The sequence below is a fragment of the Paracoccus aurantiacus genome (genome assembly GCF_007993065.1).
Classification (GTDB): Bacteria; Pseudomonadota; Alphaproteobacteria; order Rhodobacterales; family Rhodobacteraceae; genus Paracoccus; species Paracoccus aurantiacus.
Genome location: NZ_VOPL01000001.1, coordinates 851,138 through 869,908, shown reverse-complemented (window position 1 = coordinate 869,908; position 18,771 = coordinate 851,138). Strand labels below are relative to the sequence as shown.

The following is an 18,771-nucleotide window of genomic DNA, read 5'->3' as shown; positions in this document are numbered from 1 at the left end:
CCAGCACTAACGCGGCGGTCCGCGAAGGGAAAGGGCAGGGCATGAATATCCTCATACTCGGTGGTGGCGGGCGGGAACACGCGCTTGCCTGGGCGATCCGGCAGAACCCGAAATGCGACCGGCTGATCGTCGCACCGGGCAATCCGGGCATCGGGGCGGTCGCGGAATGCGCCGATCTGGATATCATGTCGCGCGCCGCGGTCTGCGAATTCGCGCAGGAGAACGCGATTGATCTGGTCGTGGTCGGCCCCGAGGCCCCCTTGGCTGCCGGTGTCGCGGATGCGCTGCGCGCGGCGGGCCTGCTGGTCTTTGGGCCGTCGCAGGCAGCGGCGCAGCTGGAGGCGTCGAAGGCGTTCACCAAGGAAATATGCGATGCCTGCGGTGCACCCACTGCGGCATGGGCTCGGTTTGACGCGGCGGCGGATGCGCATGTTTATGTCGATGCGCAAGGCGCGCCGATTGTCGTGAAGGCGGACGGGCTGGCGGCAGGCAAGGGTGTGGTTGTGGCCGAAACGCTGGAACAGGCACATGAGGCCATCGACATGATTTTCGGCGGCGCCTTCGGGGCATCCGGCGCCGAAGTCGTGATCGAGGAATTCATGGAGGGAGAGGAAGCCAGCTTCTTCATCCTGTCGGACGGCGTGAACTGCCTGCCCATCGGCACCGCGCAGGACCACAAGCGCGTGGGCGAACGTGATACCGGCCCGAATACCGGCGGCATGGGGGCCTATTCGCCCGCGCCGGTGTTGACAGATGCGATTCAGGCGCAGGTGATGGAGCAGATGATCCGCCCGACCGTGGCCGAAATGGCGCGGCGCGGCACCCCGTTTCAGGGCGTGATCTTTGCCGGGCTGATGATAAAGGACGGACAGGCGCGGCTGGTCGAATATAACGTGCGCTTCGGCGATCCCGAATGTCAGGTGCTGATGATGCGGCTGGGTGCGCAGGCGCTCGATCTGATCCATGCCTGTGCCGAGGGACGGCTGGATCAGATCGCCGCCAACTGGGCCGAGGATCATGCACTGACCGTGGTAATGGCAACGGAGGGCTATCCGGGCGATTACGCGAAAGGCAGCCGCATCAAAGGGCTGGACGACCTGCCCGAGGACAGCTTCAACATGATCTTCCATGCCGGGACTGCAATGAAAGACGGTGGACTTGTGGCGTCCGGCGGGCGGGTGCTGGCGGCGACGGGGCGCGGCGACACGCTGACGCAGGCACGCGAGCGTGCTTATGCGCTCGTGAACGGCGTCGATTGGCCGGAAGGTTTCTATCGCCGCGACATCGGCTGGCGGGCGCTGTAGCGACCGTCTAGAAATCCACCTTCACGCCGGGCAGGTTCAGGGTCTGCACAAGCTCGCGCAGCTCTTGTCGGGCGGCGATGTTGGACATGCTTAGCTGCTCGGTCCCGATATCTTTCAGGTCCAGAAGCGTCAGCCCGCGCGGGAAAAGTTCGCGAAAGACGACGCGCTCGGCAAAGCCGGGTGCCACGCGAAAGCCGATCCGCCTGGACAATTGCCCAAGGGCCGTGCCGACCTTTCGCTTGTTGTGCATCGCCTGCGTGCCCAGGCGGTTGCGCAGCACGATCCAGTCAATGGGCCCGGCACCCGCCGCCTGACGGCCCTGCCGCGCGCCCCAGACCATCTCGGCATAGATCGACGGTCCCAGCACCTTGCCATCCGGCGACATCCGCGCCAGCAGGTCAAAGTCGATGAAACTGTCATTCATCGGCGTGATCAGCGTATCGGCCAGCATATGCGCCATCTGCGCCAGCCGCGTATGAGAGCCGGGGCAGTCAATCAGGATGAAGTCGTGATCGCCTTCCAGCGCCGCCATGGACGCCGAAAGAGGATCGGTGTCGTTCGGGTTCTTCGCGTCGATCTGGCCAAGCGTCGGGCTGGGCAGATCCAGCCCTTCCTTGCCGACAAAATGCGCACGATTTTCCAGATACCGCCCGAAGCTGCGCTGCCGGATATCAAGATCCAGCGCCGCGACACGGTGGCCCATGCGTGCCAGCGCGGTGGCCACATGCATCGAGGTCGTGGATTTGCCGGACCCGCCCTTTTCGTTTCCGACGACGATGATATGCGCCATGAATCGCTTCTGCTCTTTCCCAAGGTCGCGGGACCATATGCGCAGATGACGAGCTTGGAAAGCCGTTGAATCCCGCCCGTCCCGGCTGAGTTTCAGTTGAATTTCCCGCGCGTTCTGCCGTAATTGTCGTCATGCTGACGCAGAAAATGAAATATGCGCTGAAGGCGCTTATCGTGCTCGCCGACGAGTATGACGATCAGGCCAAACCACTTCAGATCGAAGAAATCGCGCGCCGTGCCGGGGCGCCCCGGCGCTTTCTCGAACATATTCTGCTGGATCTGCGAAAAGAGGGCGTTCTCGTGTCGGTGCGGGGCCGTTCGGGGGGGTACCGCATGGCGCGTGAGCCGGCGACTGTCCCGCTGGAGGCGCTGTTGCGCCGCATCGACGGGCCGCTGGCCCCACTGCCATGCCTGTCGCGGACGGCCTATCAGAAATGCGAGGATTGCCGCGACGAGGCAGAGTGTCGCCTTCGCCGCGTCTTTGCCGAGGTATTCTGGTCCTATCTGCTGCTTCTCGAATCTCTCACGCTGGCCGATCTGGTCGGCGCGGCAGGCGTTCCGATGCGCGGAATGCTGTCGGCCGATCCGGTAACTAGCTGAAATAAAATAATCTTTAAGCTTCTGAAAATTTTTGTTTTAAAACACGACAAAGTCGGTAGAGATAAAGTGGTCAGAAGGTCTGACAAACTCGATGAGGAGTGATGTGATGACCATGTTGAACCGGCTATCAAGTTTTGCCGATGCGACCATTCGCGCCGTTGCGCGCGAACCGCGCCGCTATGCGGTGCACCTGGTCGATCGCGAAAGCGGCAGAATGCATTGCGTCGCTGGCATCCCGCTGACGGTGTTTACCAGTGATCCTGCCGACGTGCGCACAGAACTGATGCGCAACCGCGACCCGTTGAAATGGGATGTCCTGATCGAACAGCGCATCCCGAAGGAGATCTGACATGACCGCCTTGTTCTTCCCCATGTTCGGCCACTACACTGCGGTCCCGGATGGATTTGCCGTGCCGGTGCCCGCGACAGAAGCGCGCAATCTGGGCTGGGCCACAGTCCGCGTCGCCGGACAAACTTCTGCCCAGGGGCCGGTCCTGCGCCGCTTTCGCGACGGGCGCGTGACCATTGATACGGGCGATCGTCAGATCACCGGCCACCCCATCGGCGGCAGTGCTCCGCGCGGATGGTGGGCAGGGCTGATGAACTGATCCCGTTTCCTCCGGCGTTGCCACGTCATGGGAATGAGCGCCGCCCTTCGGGGCGGCGTTTCAGTTTTCAGCATCTGCCAATGAAAAACGCCGCCCAGACGGGCGGCGTTCGCTGTGGCAATTGCGCCGGGATCAGAAGCCCAGACCGGCGTATTTGTTCTTGAACTTCGACACACGGCCGCCGGCGTCCATCAGGCGGGCATTGCCGCCGGTCCATGCCGGGTGCGAGGTGGGGTCGATATCCAGCGACATGGTGTCGCCTTCCGCACCCCAGGTCGAACGGACCTGATAGGTGGTGCCATCGGTCATCTTGACCTCGATCATGTGGTAATCGGGATGGATGTCTTTTTTCATGGCAGCGATCCTCAGGCTTTGGCGTCGGCCTTGGCGGCCTTCGGCTTGTAGTTGGTGACTTCGGCAATACGGGCCGACTTGCCGCGACGGTCGCGCAGGTAATACAGCTTGGCGCGACGGACCTTGCCGCGGCGCACGACTTCGATCGAATTGATGTTCGTCGAATAAAGCGGGAAGACACGTTCCACGCCTTCACCGAAGGAGATCTTGCGAACCGTGAAGGATGCGCCGATGCCGTCGCCACCCTTGCGGCTGATGCAGACGCCTTCATAGTTCTGTACGCGCGTGCGCGTGCCTTCGGTCACTTTGTAGCCGACGCGGATCGTGTCGCCGGCCTTGAAATCCGGAATATCCTTGCCGAGTTCGGCAATCTGCTCTGCTTCGAGCTGTGCGATCAGGTTCATCGCTGTTCATCCTTGTCTTGCGCGGGTTCGTTCCCCGCTTGGTGTGATGCGCCCGAGAGCTGTGCGTCCTTTGCCGGGTCATTCTGCGCGTGCTGCGCATATGCCCGCCACAGGTCGGGGCGGCGTTCCTTTGTCAGCCTTTCGGCTTCCTCACGTCTCCAAGCAGCAATGGCCGCGTGATTGCCGGACATGACGACATCCGGTATCCTGCGGCCTTCCCACTCGGCGGGGCGAGTATATTGCGGGTGTTCAAGCAAGCCATCCGAGAAGGACTCTTCGGCCAGTGACGCCTGATTCCCGACGACGCGCGGTATAAGCCGAACCGTCGCATCAATCAAGACCTGAGCGGCAAGCTCTCCGCCGGTGAGGACATAGTCGCCAATCGAGATTTCTTCGACGCAGTGGGCGTCGAGAACCCGCTGATCAACCCCTTCAAAACGCCCGCAAATCAGGGTGACACCAGGACCTTCCGCCAGTGCCCGCGCGCGGTCCTGCGTCAGCGGCATGCCGCGCGGCGACAGGTATATGACCGGCAGGCGCAAGCTGGCCTCGCGCAGCGCGGCATCCATGACATCCGGGCGGATCACCATGCCCGCGCCGCCGCCGGCGGGTGTGTCATCGACATTGCGGTGCTTGCCGACACCATGTTCACGCAGCGGGATCGTCCGCAGATTCCATAGCCCTTCGGCAAGCGCGCGGCCTGTCAGCGAAAGACCCAGCACGCCGGGAAAAGCCTCGGGGAAAAGTGTGATCACATTTGCCGTCCACGCCCCGGCATGCTGCGGTTCTGCCATCAGGTCCCGTGGCCGGGCCGATGAACTGGCCGAGAGCCGCCCATGAGATTTCGACGCCTTCATTCGTCCGATCCGGGCGGATCGGCGACAATGCGGCCGGCTGACAGATCGACGGTCGGTACGATCTGGCGAGTGAAGGGCAGCAACAAAGTCTGTTTCCCTGCAATTTCAAGAATATCGCCGGCACCATGATCGAAGATCGCCTTGACGCGGCCCAGCACCTGTCCGCCGGTATCGACGACCTCCAGCCCGATCAGATCGGCATGATAAAACTCGTCGTCGGGCAGGGAAGGCAGGGCGGTGCGCGGTGCCCACAGCGTTGTGCCGCGAAGCGCCTCGGCCTGTTCGCGCGTAGCAATTCCAGAGAGCCGCGCACCAAGCCCCCCGGTGACGGAACGGGTCAGGGTGAGAGTAAACTGCTGCGACCCATCCTCGGTCGAAAGGGGGCCATAGCTTGCAATATCAGCAGCTTGCGCGGTGAAGCTCTTTATCCGCACCTCGCCATGAACGCCGAACGCACCGGCGATTGCACCTACGCATATCTTGTCGGTCATCGGTGTATCCCCGCGATGCTGCGGTCAGGAAACGGCCCGCCGGTCGGGCGGGCCACTAGGTGATTATTCCGAGGCGGCTTCTTCTGCCGGTGCCTCTGCTGCCGGGGCGGCCTTGGCTTCTTCGGCGGCGGCTTTGGCGGCTTCTTCGCGGTCGGCGCGGGCCTTGGCGCGATCCTGGGCTTTCTTGCCCGGCTCGGCTTTCTTCATGTTCTTGCGCTCTGCCTTGTCCTTGACGCCAGCGGCTTCGAGGAAGCGGGCGATGCGGTCGGTCGGCTCGGCGCCCTTGCTCAGCCAGTACTGAACGCGTTCGATATCCATCTTCACGCGATCTTCGCTGTCCTTGGCGAGAAGCGGGTTATAGGTGCCCAGCTTTTCGATGAAGCGGCCGTCGCGCGGCATGCGCGAATCGGTTGCGACGATCGAATAGAAGGGACGCTTCTTGGAGCCACCACGGGCCAGACGGATTTTCATTGCCATTGCGTTTTCTCCTTTGAAATGGCGGTATTGAGGCGCAAATCTGACGCGCCTACGATTGGTAACTTTCGTGATGGCGGATCACTTCCGCGATCACGAAATTCAGGAATTTGCGCGCGAATTCCGGGTCGAGATCGGCCTCGCGCGCGAGGCGTTCCAGCCGCTCGATCTGTTGGGCTTCGCGGGCCGGATCGGACGGAGGAAGGTCGTGTTCGGCCTTGAGGCGGCCGACGCTTTGGGTGTGCTTGAACCTTTCGGCAAGCGTATAGACGAGGATCGCGTCCAGCCGGTCGATGCTGGCGCGGTGTTCCTTCAGAAGGGCGGAAGCGCGGGCGACGGGATCGGTCATATGCGCCCCCATGCGGCGTATTCAGCCCGTCCATAAGCCGTATATATCGCGTCTATAATCCGTATATACATCAGGCACCTTCTTTCGGGTGGCGGAAAACCAGACATGGCTCGTCCGGTTTCGGCTGGCGGGCGGCGGGATCGACGACAGCACCCAACCGTTCGGCAAGCGCGATGGAGCGCGCATTTTCGGTATCGATGTAACTGACGATATCGACCCAGCCGAGGCGGCGACGGGCGAAGTCGCGCGCGGCGGAGGCGGCTTCGAACGCGTAGCCCTGTCCTTCGGCTTCGGGTGTCCAGACCGTCCAGCCGATTTCGGTTTCGGGCCAGTCGGCGGGATGCCACGGCCCGGCCATGCCCAAAGGCGCATCATCGCCTTTCAGCGTGAAGACGAAGCTGCCATAGCCGCGCATGGCCCAATGGCCGATGACATGGCCGAAGGCGCGCCATGCATGGCCGAGGGTGATGTCGGCCCCGCCGCCGCAATATTGCGCGCGCGCGGTCATGTAGAAATCGCGCCAGACCGGCCAGTCGCTGCCCTTTGGCGCGCGCAGGCTGAGGCGTTCGGTTTCCAGAACCGGGGTGTTGGCCAGGTCGATCATGCGGCACCTGCGGGCAGGGCGGCACCGGGGCGTTGCCCCGGACCCCAGGATACTTGGATGAAGAAGAAACGCAGCGTCATTCGGATACCTTCGGGTGACGCCAGATGCGGGCGTTGCGGCCGGCAGGCGAGGTCCAGTCGGATTCGACCTGTGCGCCAAGGCGGGTGGCGACGGCTTCAGAGCGCGTATTGCCAAGCGCGATGATCGAGATGAGATGGGGCAGGCCCCACACAGTGGCGGCGTGGCTGCGCATGGCGATGGCGGCTTCGGTCGCGTAGCCCTTGCGCTCGGCCCCGTCGTAAAGCGTCCAGCCGAGTTCGGGTTCGGGCCAGCCGCCGGGATACCACAGCCCGCAGCGCCCGATCAGCGTGCCGCTGGCTTTTTCGATGACCGAGGCCATGCCGAAGCCGCGCATCTGCCAGTGGCCGAGTTCGGTGGCAAAGGCCTTCCATGCGGCGGGCGCATCGAGCGGGCCAGCGGTCGTGGCCGAGCGATCCGTCGCGTAATAGGCGGTGAAGGCGTCGAGATCCTGCGGCTGCGGGCGGCGCAGGATCAGGCGGTCGGTTTCGACGATCTGCATCGGGGTCGGGGTCATGCGCTCACCTTCTCGGTCGTGGGCATGGCGTAGATGTCGCGGTCGATGCCGTCGGGGAAGGTCTCGCGGCGTTGTTTTGTCCCGCCGAGGCTTTCGGTCAGGCGGCGTGCGGCAGTGTTCTCGTCGCGAAAATGGGTTTCGACCCGTGGCCAGCCCAGTTCCGTGCCAGCCCATGCGAGGACTGCGCGCGACGCTTCCTGCGCGATGCCCTGACCGCGCGCGGCGGGCAGAAGCCACCATGTCAGTTCATGCCCCGGCCAGCCATCCACGTCGAGGATGCCGCAGCCGCCAATGACCTGACCGTCCTTTTCGATGACGAAGCGGCCAAAGCCTTTCAGCATGAAATGGCCGATATCTGCGGCCAGCCGTTCCCATGCCTGATAGGGCAGCAGCGGGCCGCCATAGAAGCGCGACGCCTCTGCATCGGCAAAGAACGCCGAATAGGAGGCGTGGTCGCGGGCGTCCGGCATGCGCAGAGTGAGACGCGCGGTGGTCAGATCGGCTGTCATACGGCCACCTGCGGGTGGCGATAGATCATGCACGGGGTGCCGCGGATCTGAAAATCTTCGGTTTCGATTTTCGCGCCAAGGCGTTCGGCCAACCGGCGAGAGCGGGTGTTGCCGTGTGCTATCAGAGAGATCAGCGGGCCGAGGCCGAAATGGCGATTGGCGTGATCGCGGGCGGCCAGTGCGGCCTCGTAGGCGAGGCCCTTGCCTTCGAAGCCGTCATAGATGTGCCAGCCGAGTTCCGGTTCCGGCCAGTCGAGGTGATACCCGATGCCCGCGCGGCCTGCGACGGCGCCGGTGGCCTTGTCTTCCAGAACCCACCAGCCGAAGCCGCGATTGATCCAATGCCCGATAGCGGCGTTCAGGACGTTCCAGCTTTGCCACGGTTCCAGCTTGCCGCCGACGAATTCGGTACGGTCCGACATCCCGAATGCCACAATGGCGTCGAGGTCGGACAGGCGCGGTTCCCGCAGGAACAGACGCTCGGTTTCCAGTACCGGAATGTCGATTGTCAGCGTGGTCATGCGGACACCTGCGGGTGGCGGAAGCGCAGCATCGGGCCGTAGGGCGTTTCCCATTCGCCGTCGCGCCTTGCGCCCATGCGTTCGGCCAGTGCGATCGAGCGGGAATTCGTGGCCTCGATTGACGATATGGGGGCGGTGATGCCGAAGTGCCGTGCTGCGCCGTCGCGAGCGGCGGTTGCGGCTTCCATTGCGATGCCGCGACCTTCGTGGCTGTCGCCATAGATGATCCAGCCGAGTTCGGGTTCCGGCCAGAAATCGGGATGATAGATGCCCGCGCGGCCGATATTGACGCCGGATTCGCGGTCGATCACTTCCCAGAAGCCGTAGCCTTTCAGGAACCACTGCCCGGCGGTGGACGAAAAGCCGCTATAGGCGTCCTTGCGGTCAAGCGGTCCGCCGATCATGGCGCTGCGCGGGCTGGCGTAGAAGCCGGCGAAAGCGTCGAAATCCGAAAGCTGCGGCGGGCGCAGCAGCAGACGCGCGGTCTTTAGGACCGGGGCGTCGGGCAGGGGGGTGCCCCGCATATTATGCTGCGCCGCAATCATCGCTTACTTCTTCCCGAACAGCCCCGAAAGACCGCCCGGCAGGCCTGCGCCGCCAAGCTGACCGCCCAGGCCCCGCGGGTCCTGCAGCATCTTCGTCGCCTCGGCCATTTTCGCCGGATCGGCATTGGACATGTCGGGCAGACCGCCGCCTTTGCCCATCATCGCGCGCATCGCCTGCTTCAGCATCCCGCCCTTCATCTTGCCGAGCTTCTTCATCGTGTCGGCCATCTGCTTCTGCATCTTCAGAAGGCGGTTCAGTTCGGACACTTCCAGCCCGGCGCCTGCGGCGATCCGCTTCTTGCGGGATGCCTGCAGCAGGTCGGGATTGGCGCGTTCCTTCTTGGTCATGGAGTTGATCAGCGCGATCTGGCGGCGGATCATGGTATCGTCCATGCCGGCTTCTTCGGCCTGTTTGGCCATCTTCTGCATGCCGGGCATCATCTGCATGATCGACCCCATGCCGCCCATCTTCTGCATCTGTTCAAGCTGGCTGCGAAGGTCGTTCATGTTGAACATGCCCTTCTGGAAGCGCTTCATCATGCGCTCGGCCTGTTCGACCTCCAGCACTTCCTGGGCTTTTTCGACAAGGGCCACGATATCGCCCATGCCAAGGATGCGGCCGGCGACACGGCTTGCGTCGAAGGATTCCAGCGCGTCCATCTTTTCGCCCAAGCCCACAAAGCGGATCGGCTTGCCGGTGACAGCGCGCATGGACAGGGCGGCACCGCCGCGCCCGTCGCCATCCATCCGGGTCAGCACGACGCCGGTGATGCCGACCTTGCCGTCGAATTCGGTGGCGACGTTCACCGCGTCCTGACCGGTCAGGCCATCGACGACCAGCAGGGTTTCGCGGGGGTTTGCGACGTCGCGGACGGCCTGCACCTCGTCCATGAGCACTTCGTCGATATGCAGGCGACCGGCGGTGTCCAGCATATAGACGTCATAGCCGCCAAGCGTGGCCTGTTGCTTCGCTCGCTTGGCGATCTGGACGGCGCTTTCGCCCTTGACGATGGGCAGGGTATCGACGCCGATCTGGGTGCCAAGGATCGCCAGCTGTTCCATCGCCGCCGGACGGTTGGTGTCGAGCGAGGCCATCAGCACGCGCTTCTTCTCGCGGTCTTTCAGGCGCAGGGCGAGTTTCGCCGTGGTGGTGGTTTTCCCCGAGCCCTGAAGCCCGACCATCAGGATTGGCGCGGGCGGGTTGTCGATGCGCAGCGCGTCGGGCTCACCATCGCCCTGAAGTGTCTTGATAAGTTCGTCATGGACTATCTTCACGACCTGCTGGCCCGGCGTCACGGATTTGGTGACCGCAGCGCCCGTGGCCTTGCCGGTCACCGCCTTCACGAAGCTGCGCGCGACGGGCAGCGAAACGTCGGCTTCCAGCAGGGCGGTGCGCACCTCTCGCATGGCGGCGGTGACATCATCCTCGGTCAGGGCGCCCTGTTTCGTCAGCCGGTCGAAGACGCCGCCAAGGCGGTCTGACAGATTCTCGAACATATGGGCCTCCTGCGGGTCCGTTGCGGGGTGCGCGGGTGCGAAATGCACGAACGCCCCCGTGGGCGCAACGCGCTGACGGGGGGCGATCCCCGCGCAAGGTCGGGGACCGGAAGGCAGACCTTCCGGGAATTGGGGCAGGAAATACGGGGGCAGGGCGCCAAAGTCAAGCGCAGGGCGCGAATTAACGCGATCTTCAGGGCCGGGCGATAGGCTGGGCGCGAATCGGAGGTGGTATGGCGGGACCGAACGAGCAGGTGGTTATCAGTGCGGTCCCCTTGATGGGAGAGCTGATCGTGCCGGCGCTGATGAATATCGGCGCGACATTCCCGGAAATCGGCGTCGTCTATCGCAGCGAACTGGGCTTTGCCAATCTCGCCGATTGCTCGACCATCGCGATCCGCGCCGGGGCCGAACCCGCCGGCGACAGGCTGGCCGTGCGCTGGCTGGGGCGGATCAGCGTGGCGCTGGTCGCGACGCAGGCCTATATCGCCCGTCACGGGCTGCCCGAAACGCCTGCCGATCTGGCGCGATACGAGATGGTCGCCCATGATTTCCCGGACGGCGCCGCCCCCTGGTCACGCTGGCTGCTGCACCATACGCGAACGCAGCGCACGATCTTTCGCACCAATGACGAAACCGTGCTGCGCCTGGCCATCCGTTCAGGGCGATGCGCGGGTTTCCTGCCGATTTCCAGCCTGATCTGGTCGCCGGAACTGGTCGAGCTGATGCCGTCGAGCGATGAATGGGCCGCGCCCCTGTGGCTTGTGCATGATCGCGGCGCGTCGCAGGCCTGCCGCGATGTCGGGCGCGAACTTGCGGATATCGTGTCGAGGCAGCTTGAATGAGGCAGCTTGAGTGAGGTTGCGACGCCGAATTGCGGGGTCAGAAATTGCGCCGCGCCCGCAATGCGGCGGTGATCGTCCCGTCGTCGAGATAATCAAGCTCTCCGCCGATGGGGACGCCCTGCGCCAGCCCGGTCACACGCAGCCCCTCCGGCAGCGCGTCCGCGATGTAATGCGCGGTCGTCTGCCCCTCGACCGTGGCGTTCAGCGCAAGGATCACCTCCTGCACCTCCTCCTTTGCGATCCGCGACAGCAGGCGCGGAATACCCAGATCCTCGGGGCCGATATCGTCAAGCGCGGACAGCGTGCCGCCCAGCACATGATAGCGCCCGCGAAAGGCGCGCCCGCGTTCCAGCGCCCAGAGATCGGCGACAGTCTCGACCACGCAGATCTCGCCGGTCTGGCGGCGGGGATCGTCACAGATCGGGCAGATTTCAGTGTCCGAGATGTTCCCGCAGCGCGCGCACGGCCGCGCGTGATCGGCGACGCGCGCCATCAGGGCGGACAGTTGTGCCATCTGGCCGGGCCTGCGCCCGATCAGCGCCAGAACGATGCGCCGCGCGGATCGCGGCCCCAGCCCGGGCAGCCGGGCCATGGCGTCGATCAGCGCCTGAATATCGCTGCCGCCGTCATCCATCCCGGATCAGAAAGGCAGCTTCATGTCGGCCGGCAGGCCGAGTTCCTGCGAAATCCGCGTCATTTCGGTCTGGGCGCGTTCCTGCGCGCGGCGCTGGGCGTCCTTGATCGCGGCCAGAATAAGATCCTCGACCACTTCCTTTTCCGAGGCGACGAAGATCGACGGGTCGATATCGAGCGCCGTCAGCTCTCCCTTCGCGGTCGCGGTCGCTTTCACAAGACCGGCACCGGCCTCGCCCGTGACGGTGATGCTGGTCAGGTTTTCCTGCATCTCGGCCACTTTGGCCTGCATATCCTTCGCGGCGGACATCATCTTGGCCATATCGCCAAAACCGCCAAGTCCCTTGAACATTTCCTACTCCTCGTCCTCGAAAGGGTCCCATTCCTCTGCCTCGGCCACCGGGCCGGCGCCTTCGTCATGCAGCGCATTGCCCGGCGCAGACCCGTCGGTGTCCAGCGTTGCCGCGGGGCGTTCGATCTGTTTCGCCGAAATAATGCGCGCCTTCGGAAAGGCCTGCAATGCGGCCTTCACGGTCGGGTTTTCGGCAGCGCGGGCAAGGGCTTCCGCCTCGATTTCGGCGCGCTGCTCGGCCACGGTTTTCGCGCCCCCGGAACTGACCACGCTGACCGCCCATCGCTGACCGCCGGTCCAGCCGCGCAAACGCTCGGCCAGACGAGAGGCAAGATCGGCGGGTGCACCGGGGGCGGGTTCGAATTCGATCCGGCCGGGGCTGTATTTCACGAGGCGCAGATGCGATTCGACCATGATGAGCAGGGGCATGTCGCGCATCCGGCGGATCAGGCCCAGAACGCTGTCGAAATCGGGATAGGCCGCGATAAGCGATTCCGGCACTGCGGAAAGCGCAGTCGCCTGACCGGAGGCGCTGACCGTGCCATAGCCCGCGCCGTTGCCTTGCGCGCGCGCGGTGGCTGCGCTGCTGCCGGCGTCACGCGCGCCAGATTGCCCGGACGCCCCGGCCGAGGCGCGCGCGCCGCCCTCGCCACCGCCGCCGGCTGGCGCGGGCTGCGTGAATTCGCCTGCGGCCTGCGCGGATTTGATCTTGCGGATCAGTGCCTCGGGGTCGGGCAGATCGGCGGCATGGGTCAGCCGGATCACCGCCATTTCCGCGGCCATCATGCTGTTCGGCGCGGCAGAGACTTCTTCCAGCGATTTCAGCAGCATCTGCCACATACGTGTGAGAACGCGCATCGGAAGCCGCGCGGCCAGATCAGCGCCACGCGTGCGCTCATCGGGCGCGATTGTCGGGTCCTCCGAGGTCTCGGGCGTGATCTTCACGATCGAGATCCAATGCGTCAGCTCGGCAAGGTCGCGCAGCACGGCGACAGGATCGGCCCCATCGGCATATTGCGCCTGCAACTCTGCCAGCGCCTGCGCCGCATCACCGCGCACGATCATGTCGAACAGGTCGATGACGCGGCCGCGATCAGCCAGACCGAGCATGGCGCGCACCTGATCGGCCCCGGTTTCGCCGGCGCCGTGGCTGACCGCCTGATCCAGAAGCGAGGTCGCGTCGCGGGCCGAGCCTTCGGCGGCGCGTGTGATCAGCGCAAGCGCGTCATCGGTGATCTCGGCGTTTTCCGCATTGGCGATCTTGCGCAGCAGCGCGATCATCACCTCGGGTTCGATCCGGCGCAGGTCGAAGCGCTGGCAGCGCGACAGCACGGTGACGGGAACCTTGCGGATCTCGGTCGTGGCGAAGATGAATTTCACATGCGGCGGAGGTTCTTCCAGCGTCTTCAGCAGCGCGTTGAATGCGCTGGTGGACAGCATGTGAACCTCGTCGATGATATAGATCTTGTAGCGCGCAGAGGCGGCGCGATAGTGAACGGATTCAATGATTTCGCGGATATCGTTGACGCCCGTGCGGCTGGCCGCATCCATTTCCAGCACATCGACATGGCGCCCTTCCGAGATCGCGACGCAATGTTCGCATTGTCCGCAGGGGTCGGTCGTCGGGCCGCCCTGACCGTCGGGTCCGACGCAGTTCAGCCCCTTGGCGATGATCCGCGCCGTGGTCGTCTTTCCGGTCCCGCGAATGCCGGTCATGATGAAGGCCTGTGCGATGCGCGAGGTCGCGAAGGCATTCTTCAGCGTGCGCACCATCGCATCCTGACCCACAAGGTCAGAAAAGGTCTCGGGCCGGTATTTCCGGGCCAGCACCTGATAGTTCTGTTCGGTCTCGGTCATTACGCCTCGCTCGGGTCGCGTCACATTAGCGATGGCGGTGGCGCGCCACAACCGGCGAGATGGGGGTCCGGCACCGGCTGCGCAAGCGCACGACCTGCCGCAGATCGCGATGCGGCCATCGGTGACGCGCAGGGACAGGATGTCGGGAAAGGTGAGAGACTGGACAGCGACCCGAACGAATTTCGTTACGGCTGCTTCCTTCCGGACCTGACCGGGTTGGCGATGCGTCCGCCCGCGCCAGCCTCTCGCGGCCTAGATAGGCAAGCGGAACGCCCGATGCAACCCCGTTCCCGCGCACCGGCCCTTTCGCATCCGCAGGTGGCATCAGAAACGCAGGATCAGGCGTTTGAAACCGCTGCTGGTCATGGCCGCGCTTTCGACCGGCAGGGGGCAGTCCGCGACACGCGCCTCGGCCGATGTTTCGAAGCTGAAGCGCGCCCCGTCGGGTGCGTGAAAGCTGAAAAGCGGGGCATCCGGCAGGCCCGACAGATCGGCCCGCTTCAGGTATCGGGCGACGATGTCGCGCATCCTGATCCGCGCGGGGCCGGGCAGGCGGCAGGTGCGGTGCCGGGTCAGGGGGGCATAAAGCGGGGTGCCGGTCAGGCGGTAACTGTTGGTCAGCATGAGAAAACGCGCATCGGGCCTCAGCGGCTGGCCCAGATGCCTGACATGGCGCAAACGGCCCGGATTGGGCAGCGCATGCCCCCAGGCGTCGAAGGCTGGCGGGCGCGACAGGTCGATCCCGTAGTCAAGCCCGGTCAGGATATCGAACTGGAATCCTGCGAAATCCGGGTCGATGAGCGGCCGGACCGGCGCGACCGCACCGGCATTCCGCACCTCCGCATCGCTGTGCCAGCTGAAGATCGCGGCTGCGCGTTCCAGCCATTCGGTGATTTCGGCACCGCTCATCTCGATCGCGGCGATGTGGTTGGTGAAAGGATACAGCGCCGACAGATCGCCAAGCGACAGCGGGCCTGCGGGAATGGTCACGAAATTCTCTGGCCCACCGCGCCCCCCGGTGCGGAAGGGGGCGACGGCCGAGAGGACCGGCAGGCTGTTTTCCGGCATGGCCTCGTCCAGCCAGGCGCGGGCGGCGGCGTCGATCAGACGCAGGCCGTTATCGACCCCGAGCAGCGCGTAATGGCTGTGAAGCGGGCGCGTGCTGAAGCCAATCGGCATGCTCAGCCGGCGGGCGACGGCCGCGGTTGCGCTGTGCAGCGTATCGGCGAAATCCGGATGCGGCGTATCGGCGGCGGCAAGCGCCTCGGCGCTGCTGAAAACCGTGCGCCATCCATCGGCCTCGCGATGCAGCGAAAGCGTGATCGCGGCGAGGTGAGAGCCGGCATAGCCCGCCTTCACGATGGGCGCGCGACCCGGCTTCGCGGCGCGCACGATGACCTCATGCGTGTGACCGGCGATCACCGCATCGACCCCGTCGATCCGGGCGATCACGCCGGCGGCGTTTTCGGCGCGCGGCGAAGGTCCGTTTCCATGTCCGCCATGGCTGAGAGCGATGATGACGTCCGCGCCCCGCGCCCGAAGCGAGGAGACGGCGCGATGCGCGGCGATCACCACATCTTCGGTGCTGAGATCGCGCGCGAGATCAGCCTCCCATTCGACGGTCTGGGGCGGGGCGACGCCGAAGACGCCGATGGACAGGTCGTGCATGCGCCCCTCTGCATCGCGCATCCGGCGCGGCAGGATCACCGATTCGGACCAAATCGCTGCACCGTTCATCAGCCCGGCATTGGCCAGCGTCACCGGATGCTGCGCATCGCGCAGCACGCGACGCAGAAATTCGGTGCCATGTGCGAAATCATGATTGCCAAGCGTTGCCGCGTCGAATTTCAGCCGGTTCAGCGCCGCGATGGCAGGATGCACATCATGAGGACCAAGCCCCGCACGCGCGATTTCCTCTGCCAGTGGCGTGCCCTCGATCAGATCGCCATTGTCGAACAGAAGCACATTGTCGAACTGCCGCCGCTCGGCGCAGATCACGGGGGCGATGCGCGCAAGCCCGCCGCTGCGCCGCTCGGCGCCCAGATGCATATGCAGATCCGTGGTCGCGAGAATGCGAAGTCTCAGCGTGGAAATCCGGGGAGGGCTGCCCCAAGTCGCGGGCGGGCGGGTGCCGTCAGGCATTCTGTGTCTTTTAATCCTTTGCCCGGAACCTATTCTGAGCGTGAGGGGACCATAGGCAGGATTATGTCTGGCTTGCAACCTATGATTGCAAAAGCAACGGTTTCGTGTGGCGGACCGGCTTGCATCGGCGAAATCGCGCGGCTAATCGAATTGACAGAGTTAACAGGATTTTTTCGGTCACCATGAAGTTTTCAACGCGTATTGATCAGGACGTTCCTGCCGAGGAGATGTTTGACGCCGTCGCGAATTTCGACCGGATCGAGCGGATGCTGATGCGGCGCGGTGTTTCAGTCCGTCGCAACAACGACATGTCGGTCGGCAGCCGGTCATGGGATCTGGCCTTCGACTGGCGCGGCCAGCGGCGCGAGGTCAATCTGGTGCTGACGAGATTCGACCGCCCCGAACACCTGACCATGACCGGCCAGTCGGCGCCGTTCGACATGGTGCTGGATATGTCGGTGGTGGCGCTGTCACGTCAAAAATCGCGGCTGATCTTCGAACTGGACGTGAAGCCGCGCAATATGCGTGCCCGGCTGGCGCTTCAGACAGCGAAACTGGGCAAGACGCAGCTTGACCGCAAGATCGCAAAGAAGGTCGGTGCGTTCATCGACGACACGCTGAGCTGAGAGGGCAGCCCGCGCCCGACAGCGCGGCCGGTCCGGCAAGGCGTATGGCCACGTGGGCGGCGGGCGCGGGGGAGTTTGTTCCCAGAAGATGCGGCGCTGGCAGGTTCTACCAGGGGCGATGGTCGCCGGCGCGGCGGGCCGATCTGTCACGCCGTCCTGTCGCGCAGCCCCGGTTCGGCAGGCCATCTTCTGCAGGCCCGTTGAGCTGCGCCTATTTCGCCTGGCTGCGAAGTTGTTCGGCGCGCAGCGGATCGGCGGGATAGACACCCAGCACGTTCAGCGACGAGGTGAAGTAACGCAATTCGTCAAGCGCGTTCATGACGTTCTGATCGTCGGGATGGCCTTCGACATCGGCATAGAACTGCGTCGCGGTAAAGACGCCGTCAACCATGTAGCTTTCAAGCTTGGTCATGTTCACGCCGTTGGTCGCGAAGCCGCCCATCGCCTTGTAAAGCGCCGCAGGGATGTTGCGGACACGAAAGACGAAGCTGGTCATCATCCCCGGCTCTCCCGCGCGGTTCGGGCGGCGCGCATAATCGGGCTCTCGTGACATGATGAGAAAGCGGGTGGTGTTGTTCTGGCGGTCCTCGATCTCGTCGGCCAGGCGGTCAAGACCGTAGATTTCGCCCGCAAGCGGCGCGGCGAGTGCGGCGATATGACGCTGGCCCTGTTCGGCGACGATCTTGGCCGAACCGGCAGTATCCGCACCGACGATCCCGCGAATGCCATGATCGCGCAGGAAGCGGCGGCATTGCCCCAGAAGGACGGTATGGCTCATCGCGTCGGTGACCTCGGACAGCGTCACACCCGGCAGGGCCAGCAGCGAGATATGGACGCGGACGAACGCTTCGTCGATGATGTGCAGGCCGGATTCGGGCAACAGATGGTGAATATCGGCGACGCGGCCATAGGTCGAGTTCTCGACCGGCAGCATGGCCAGATCCGCATCACCCGAGCGAACGGCCTCGATCACGTCCTCGAATGTCCGGCAGGGCAGGGCGTCCATATCGGGGCGCGCGTCCCGGCAAGCCTGGTGGCTGTAGGCACCGGGTTCGCCCTGAAAGGCGATGAGGTTCGTCGGGCTGGTCATCTGCGCTTCGCTTCATCCGATTGACATCAAGGGGATCGGGACGTGAACTATACCTTGAACCGGCCGAAAGAAAGCGGATAGATACGGCCAGAATTTGAACACTACCTAGCGGGGACGGCATATGTTCAACACCATGACCATTACCAAGACGGCGGGGGCGCTGATCGGTTCGCTGCTTTCGCTGCTGCTTCTGTTCTGGGCTGGCAGCGCGCTGTTCCATGTCGGCGCCTCGGAAGGTCATGCCGAAGGCGAGGGGCATGCGCAGGCCTACACGATCCCGGTTGAGGATGCCGGCGGCGGCGGCGAGGCCGCGGCCGAGGAGCAGATTGATTTCGGCGCGCTTCTGGCAGCGGCCGATCCGGCCAAGGGCGAGAAGGTGTTCGGCAAGTGCAAGGCCTGCCACAAGATCGACGGCAGCGACGGCACCGGGCCGCATCTGAATGGTGTCGTCGGGCGTCCCGTCGCCAGCGTTTCCGGCTTCAACTATGACGACGCGATGAAGGAACATGCCGCCGAAGCGCCGGAATGGACGCCTGAGGCGCTGCAGGCATTCCTTGCCGATCCGAAAGGCATCGTGCCGGGCACGAAGATGAGCTTCGCCGGCCTGCCGAAGCCCGAAGACCGCGCCGATCTGATCGCGTTCCTGCAGACGCAGAACTGATCCCCGCAAGAAATCCTGGCAACACTTCCGCAAGCGCCCGGCCTGTCTGCCGGGCGTTTTTCTG

25 protein-coding genes and 1 other RNA gene are annotated in these 18,771 nt (G+C 64.3%); 7 read left to right on the top strand and 19 right to left on the bottom strand.

Features of this window, described 5'->3' with window-relative positions:
- Positions 1–41 precede the first annotated feature (41 nt).
- Positions 42–1,304, top strand: a complete 1,263-nt coding sequence (gene purD / locus FQV27_RS04255) for a phosphoribosylamine--glycine ligase (protein ID WP_147096549.1) — start codon at positions 42–44, stop codon at positions 1,302–1,304.
- A 7-nt stretch (positions 1,305–1,311) separates the two neighbouring features.
- Here the strand turns inward: purD and FQV27_RS04250 are convergent, their stop codons facing one another.
- A complete protein-coding gene (locus FQV27_RS04250; RefSeq protein WP_147096548.1) occupies positions 1,312–2,094 on the bottom strand; it encodes a division plane positioning ATPase MipZ in 783 nt (260 codons plus the stop codon).
- Between the two features lie 131 nt (positions 2,095–2,225).
- Between FQV27_RS04250 and FQV27_RS04245 the strand changes: the two genes are divergently transcribed.
- From FQV27_RS04245 to FQV27_RS04235, 3 genes are all read left to right on the top strand, one after another.
- The gene (locus FQV27_RS04245; RefSeq protein ID WP_147096547.1) at positions 2,226–2,693 is read left to right on the top strand and encodes an RrF2 family transcriptional regulator; all 468 of its coding nucleotides are present in this window, start codon (positions 2,226–2,228) and stop codon (positions 2,691–2,693) included.
- A gap of 106 nt (positions 2,694–2,799) precedes the next feature.
- A complete protein-coding gene (locus FQV27_RS04240; protein WP_147096546.1) occupies positions 2,800–3,042 on the top strand; it encodes a hypothetical protein in 243 nt (80 codons plus the stop codon).
- 1 nt (position 3,043) lies between these two features.
- Positions 3,044–3,301: a hypothetical protein gene (locus FQV27_RS04235; RefSeq protein ID WP_246132987.1), complete on the top strand. Its 258-nt coding sequence runs from the start codon at positions 3,044–3,046 to the stop codon at positions 3,299–3,301.
- 132 nt (positions 3,302–3,433) lie between these two features.
- Here FQV27_RS04235 and rpmE read toward each other — a convergent pair whose 3' ends face one another.
- From rpmE to ffh, 12 genes are all read right to left on the bottom strand, one after another.
- Positions 3,434–3,655, bottom strand: a complete 222-nt coding sequence (gene rpmE / locus FQV27_RS04230) for a 50S ribosomal protein L31 (RefSeq protein WP_147096545.1) — start codon at positions 3,653–3,655, stop codon at positions 3,434–3,436.
- A gap of 11 nt (positions 3,656–3,666) precedes the next feature.
- Entirely contained in the window at positions 3,667–4,059 is a 393-nt protein-coding gene (rplS, locus tag FQV27_RS04225) for a 50S ribosomal protein L19 (RefSeq protein WP_147096544.1), read from the bottom strand.
- Complete coding sequence (trmD, locus tag FQV27_RS04220) at positions 4,056–4,853, bottom strand: tRNA (guanosine(37)-N1)-methyltransferase TrmD (protein WP_246132986.1); 798 nt, start codon at positions 4,851–4,853, stop codon at positions 4,056–4,058. The genes rplS and trmD overlap by 4 nt, the downstream gene beginning before the upstream one ends.
- A 59-nt stretch (positions 4,854–4,912) precedes the next feature.
- Positions 4,913–5,407 carry a ribosome maturation factor RimM gene (gene rimM / locus FQV27_RS04215; RefSeq protein WP_147096542.1) on the bottom strand — a complete coding sequence of 165 codons (495 nt, stop codon included), beginning with the start codon at positions 5,405–5,407 and terminating at the stop codon, positions 4,913–4,915.
- A 63-nt stretch (positions 5,408–5,470) separates the two neighbouring features.
- The gene (rpsP, locus tag FQV27_RS04210; protein WP_147096541.1) at positions 5,471–5,884 is read right to left on the bottom strand and encodes a 30S ribosomal protein S16; all 414 of its coding nucleotides are present in this window, start codon (positions 5,882–5,884) and stop codon (positions 5,471–5,473) included.
- A gap of 49 nt (positions 5,885–5,933) precedes the next feature.
- On the bottom strand, positions 5,934–6,230 hold the full coding sequence (locus tag FQV27_RS04205; protein WP_147096540.1) for a chorismate mutase: 297 nt from the start codon (positions 6,228–6,230) through the stop codon (positions 5,934–5,936).
- A 70-nt stretch (positions 6,231–6,300) separates the two neighbouring features.
- On the bottom strand, positions 6,301–6,834 hold the full coding sequence (locus FQV27_RS04200) for a GNAT family N-acetyltransferase (protein WP_147096539.1): 534 nt from the start codon (positions 6,832–6,834) through the stop codon (positions 6,301–6,303).
- A gap of 76 nt (positions 6,835–6,910) precedes the next feature.
- Complete coding sequence (locus FQV27_RS04195) at positions 6,911–7,429, bottom strand: GNAT family N-acetyltransferase (protein ID WP_147096538.1); 519 nt, start codon at positions 7,427–7,429, stop codon at positions 6,911–6,913.
- Complete coding sequence (locus FQV27_RS04190) at positions 7,426–7,938, bottom strand: GNAT family N-acetyltransferase (RefSeq protein ID WP_147096537.1); 513 nt, start codon at positions 7,936–7,938, stop codon at positions 7,426–7,428. The genes FQV27_RS04195 and FQV27_RS04190 overlap by 4 nt, the downstream gene beginning before the upstream one ends.
- A complete protein-coding gene (locus FQV27_RS04185) occupies positions 7,935–8,459 on the bottom strand; it encodes a GNAT family N-acetyltransferase (RefSeq protein WP_147096536.1) in 525 nt (174 codons plus the stop codon). The genes FQV27_RS04190 and FQV27_RS04185 overlap by 4 nt, the downstream gene beginning before the upstream one ends.
- Positions 8,456–8,983: a GNAT family N-acetyltransferase gene (locus FQV27_RS04180; protein WP_147096535.1), complete on the bottom strand. Its 528-nt coding sequence runs from the start codon at positions 8,981–8,983 to the stop codon at positions 8,456–8,458. The genes FQV27_RS04185 and FQV27_RS04180 overlap by 4 nt, the downstream gene beginning before the upstream one ends.
- Positions 8,984–9,007: 24 nt before the next feature.
- Positions 9,008–10,501 carry a signal recognition particle protein gene (gene ffh / locus FQV27_RS04175; RefSeq protein ID WP_147096534.1) on the bottom strand — a complete coding sequence of 498 codons (1,494 nt, stop codon included), beginning with the start codon at positions 10,499–10,501 and terminating at the stop codon, positions 9,008–9,010.
- Positions 10,502–10,734: 233 nt separating this feature from the next.
- On the opposite strand from ffh, the gene FQV27_RS04170 reads away from it, so the two are divergent.
- The gene (locus FQV27_RS04170) at positions 10,735–11,346 is read left to right on the top strand and encodes a LysR substrate-binding domain-containing protein (RefSeq protein ID WP_147096533.1); all 612 of its coding nucleotides are present in this window, start codon (positions 10,735–10,737) and stop codon (positions 11,344–11,346) included.
- A gap of 37 nt (positions 11,347–11,383) precedes the next feature.
- Here the strand turns inward: FQV27_RS04170 and recR are convergent, their stop codons facing one another.
- From recR to FQV27_RS04145, 5 genes are all read right to left on the bottom strand, one after another.
- Complete coding sequence (recR, locus tag FQV27_RS04165; protein WP_147096532.1) at positions 11,384–11,980, bottom strand: recombination mediator RecR; 597 nt, start codon at positions 11,978–11,980, stop codon at positions 11,384–11,386.
- 6 nt (positions 11,981–11,986) lie between these two features.
- Positions 11,987–12,331, bottom strand: a complete 345-nt coding sequence (locus FQV27_RS04160) for a YbaB/EbfC family nucleoid-associated protein (protein ID WP_147096531.1) — start codon at positions 12,329–12,331, stop codon at positions 11,987–11,989.
- Positions 12,332–12,334: 3 nt separating this feature from the next.
- Positions 12,335–14,188, bottom strand: a complete 1,854-nt coding sequence (locus FQV27_RS04155) for a DNA polymerase III subunit gamma/tau (RefSeq protein WP_147096530.1) — start codon at positions 14,186–14,188, stop codon at positions 12,335–12,337.
- Positions 14,189–14,337: 149 nt separating this feature from the next.
- Positions 14,338–14,436, bottom strand: an RNA gene (gene ffs, locus FQV27_RS04150) — signal recognition particle sRNA small type.
- 76 nt (positions 14,437–14,512) lie between these two features.
- On the bottom strand, positions 14,513–16,330 hold the full coding sequence (locus FQV27_RS04145; RefSeq protein WP_147096529.1) for a 5'-nucleotidase C-terminal domain-containing protein: 1,818 nt from the start codon (positions 16,328–16,330) through the stop codon (positions 14,513–14,515).
- A 182-nt stretch (positions 16,331–16,512) separates the two neighbouring features.
- On the opposite strand from FQV27_RS04145, the gene FQV27_RS04140 reads away from it, so the two are divergent.
- On the top strand, positions 16,513–16,956 hold the full coding sequence (locus FQV27_RS04140) for a hypothetical protein (protein WP_147096528.1): 444 nt from the start codon (positions 16,513–16,515) through the stop codon (positions 16,954–16,956).
- Positions 16,957–17,167: 211 nt separating this feature from the next.
- On the opposite strand, the gene FQV27_RS04135 is transcribed toward FQV27_RS04140, so the two are convergent.
- Positions 17,168–18,046, bottom strand: a complete 879-nt coding sequence (locus FQV27_RS04135) for a prephenate dehydratase (protein WP_147096527.1) — start codon at positions 18,044–18,046, stop codon at positions 17,168–17,170.
- Between the two features lie 121 nt (positions 18,047–18,167).
- Between FQV27_RS04135 and FQV27_RS04130 the strand changes: the two genes are divergently transcribed.
- Entirely contained in the window at positions 18,168–18,707 is a 540-nt protein-coding gene (locus FQV27_RS04130) for a c-type cytochrome (RefSeq protein WP_147096526.1), read from the top strand.
- Positions 18,708–18,771: the final 64 nt, after the last annotated feature.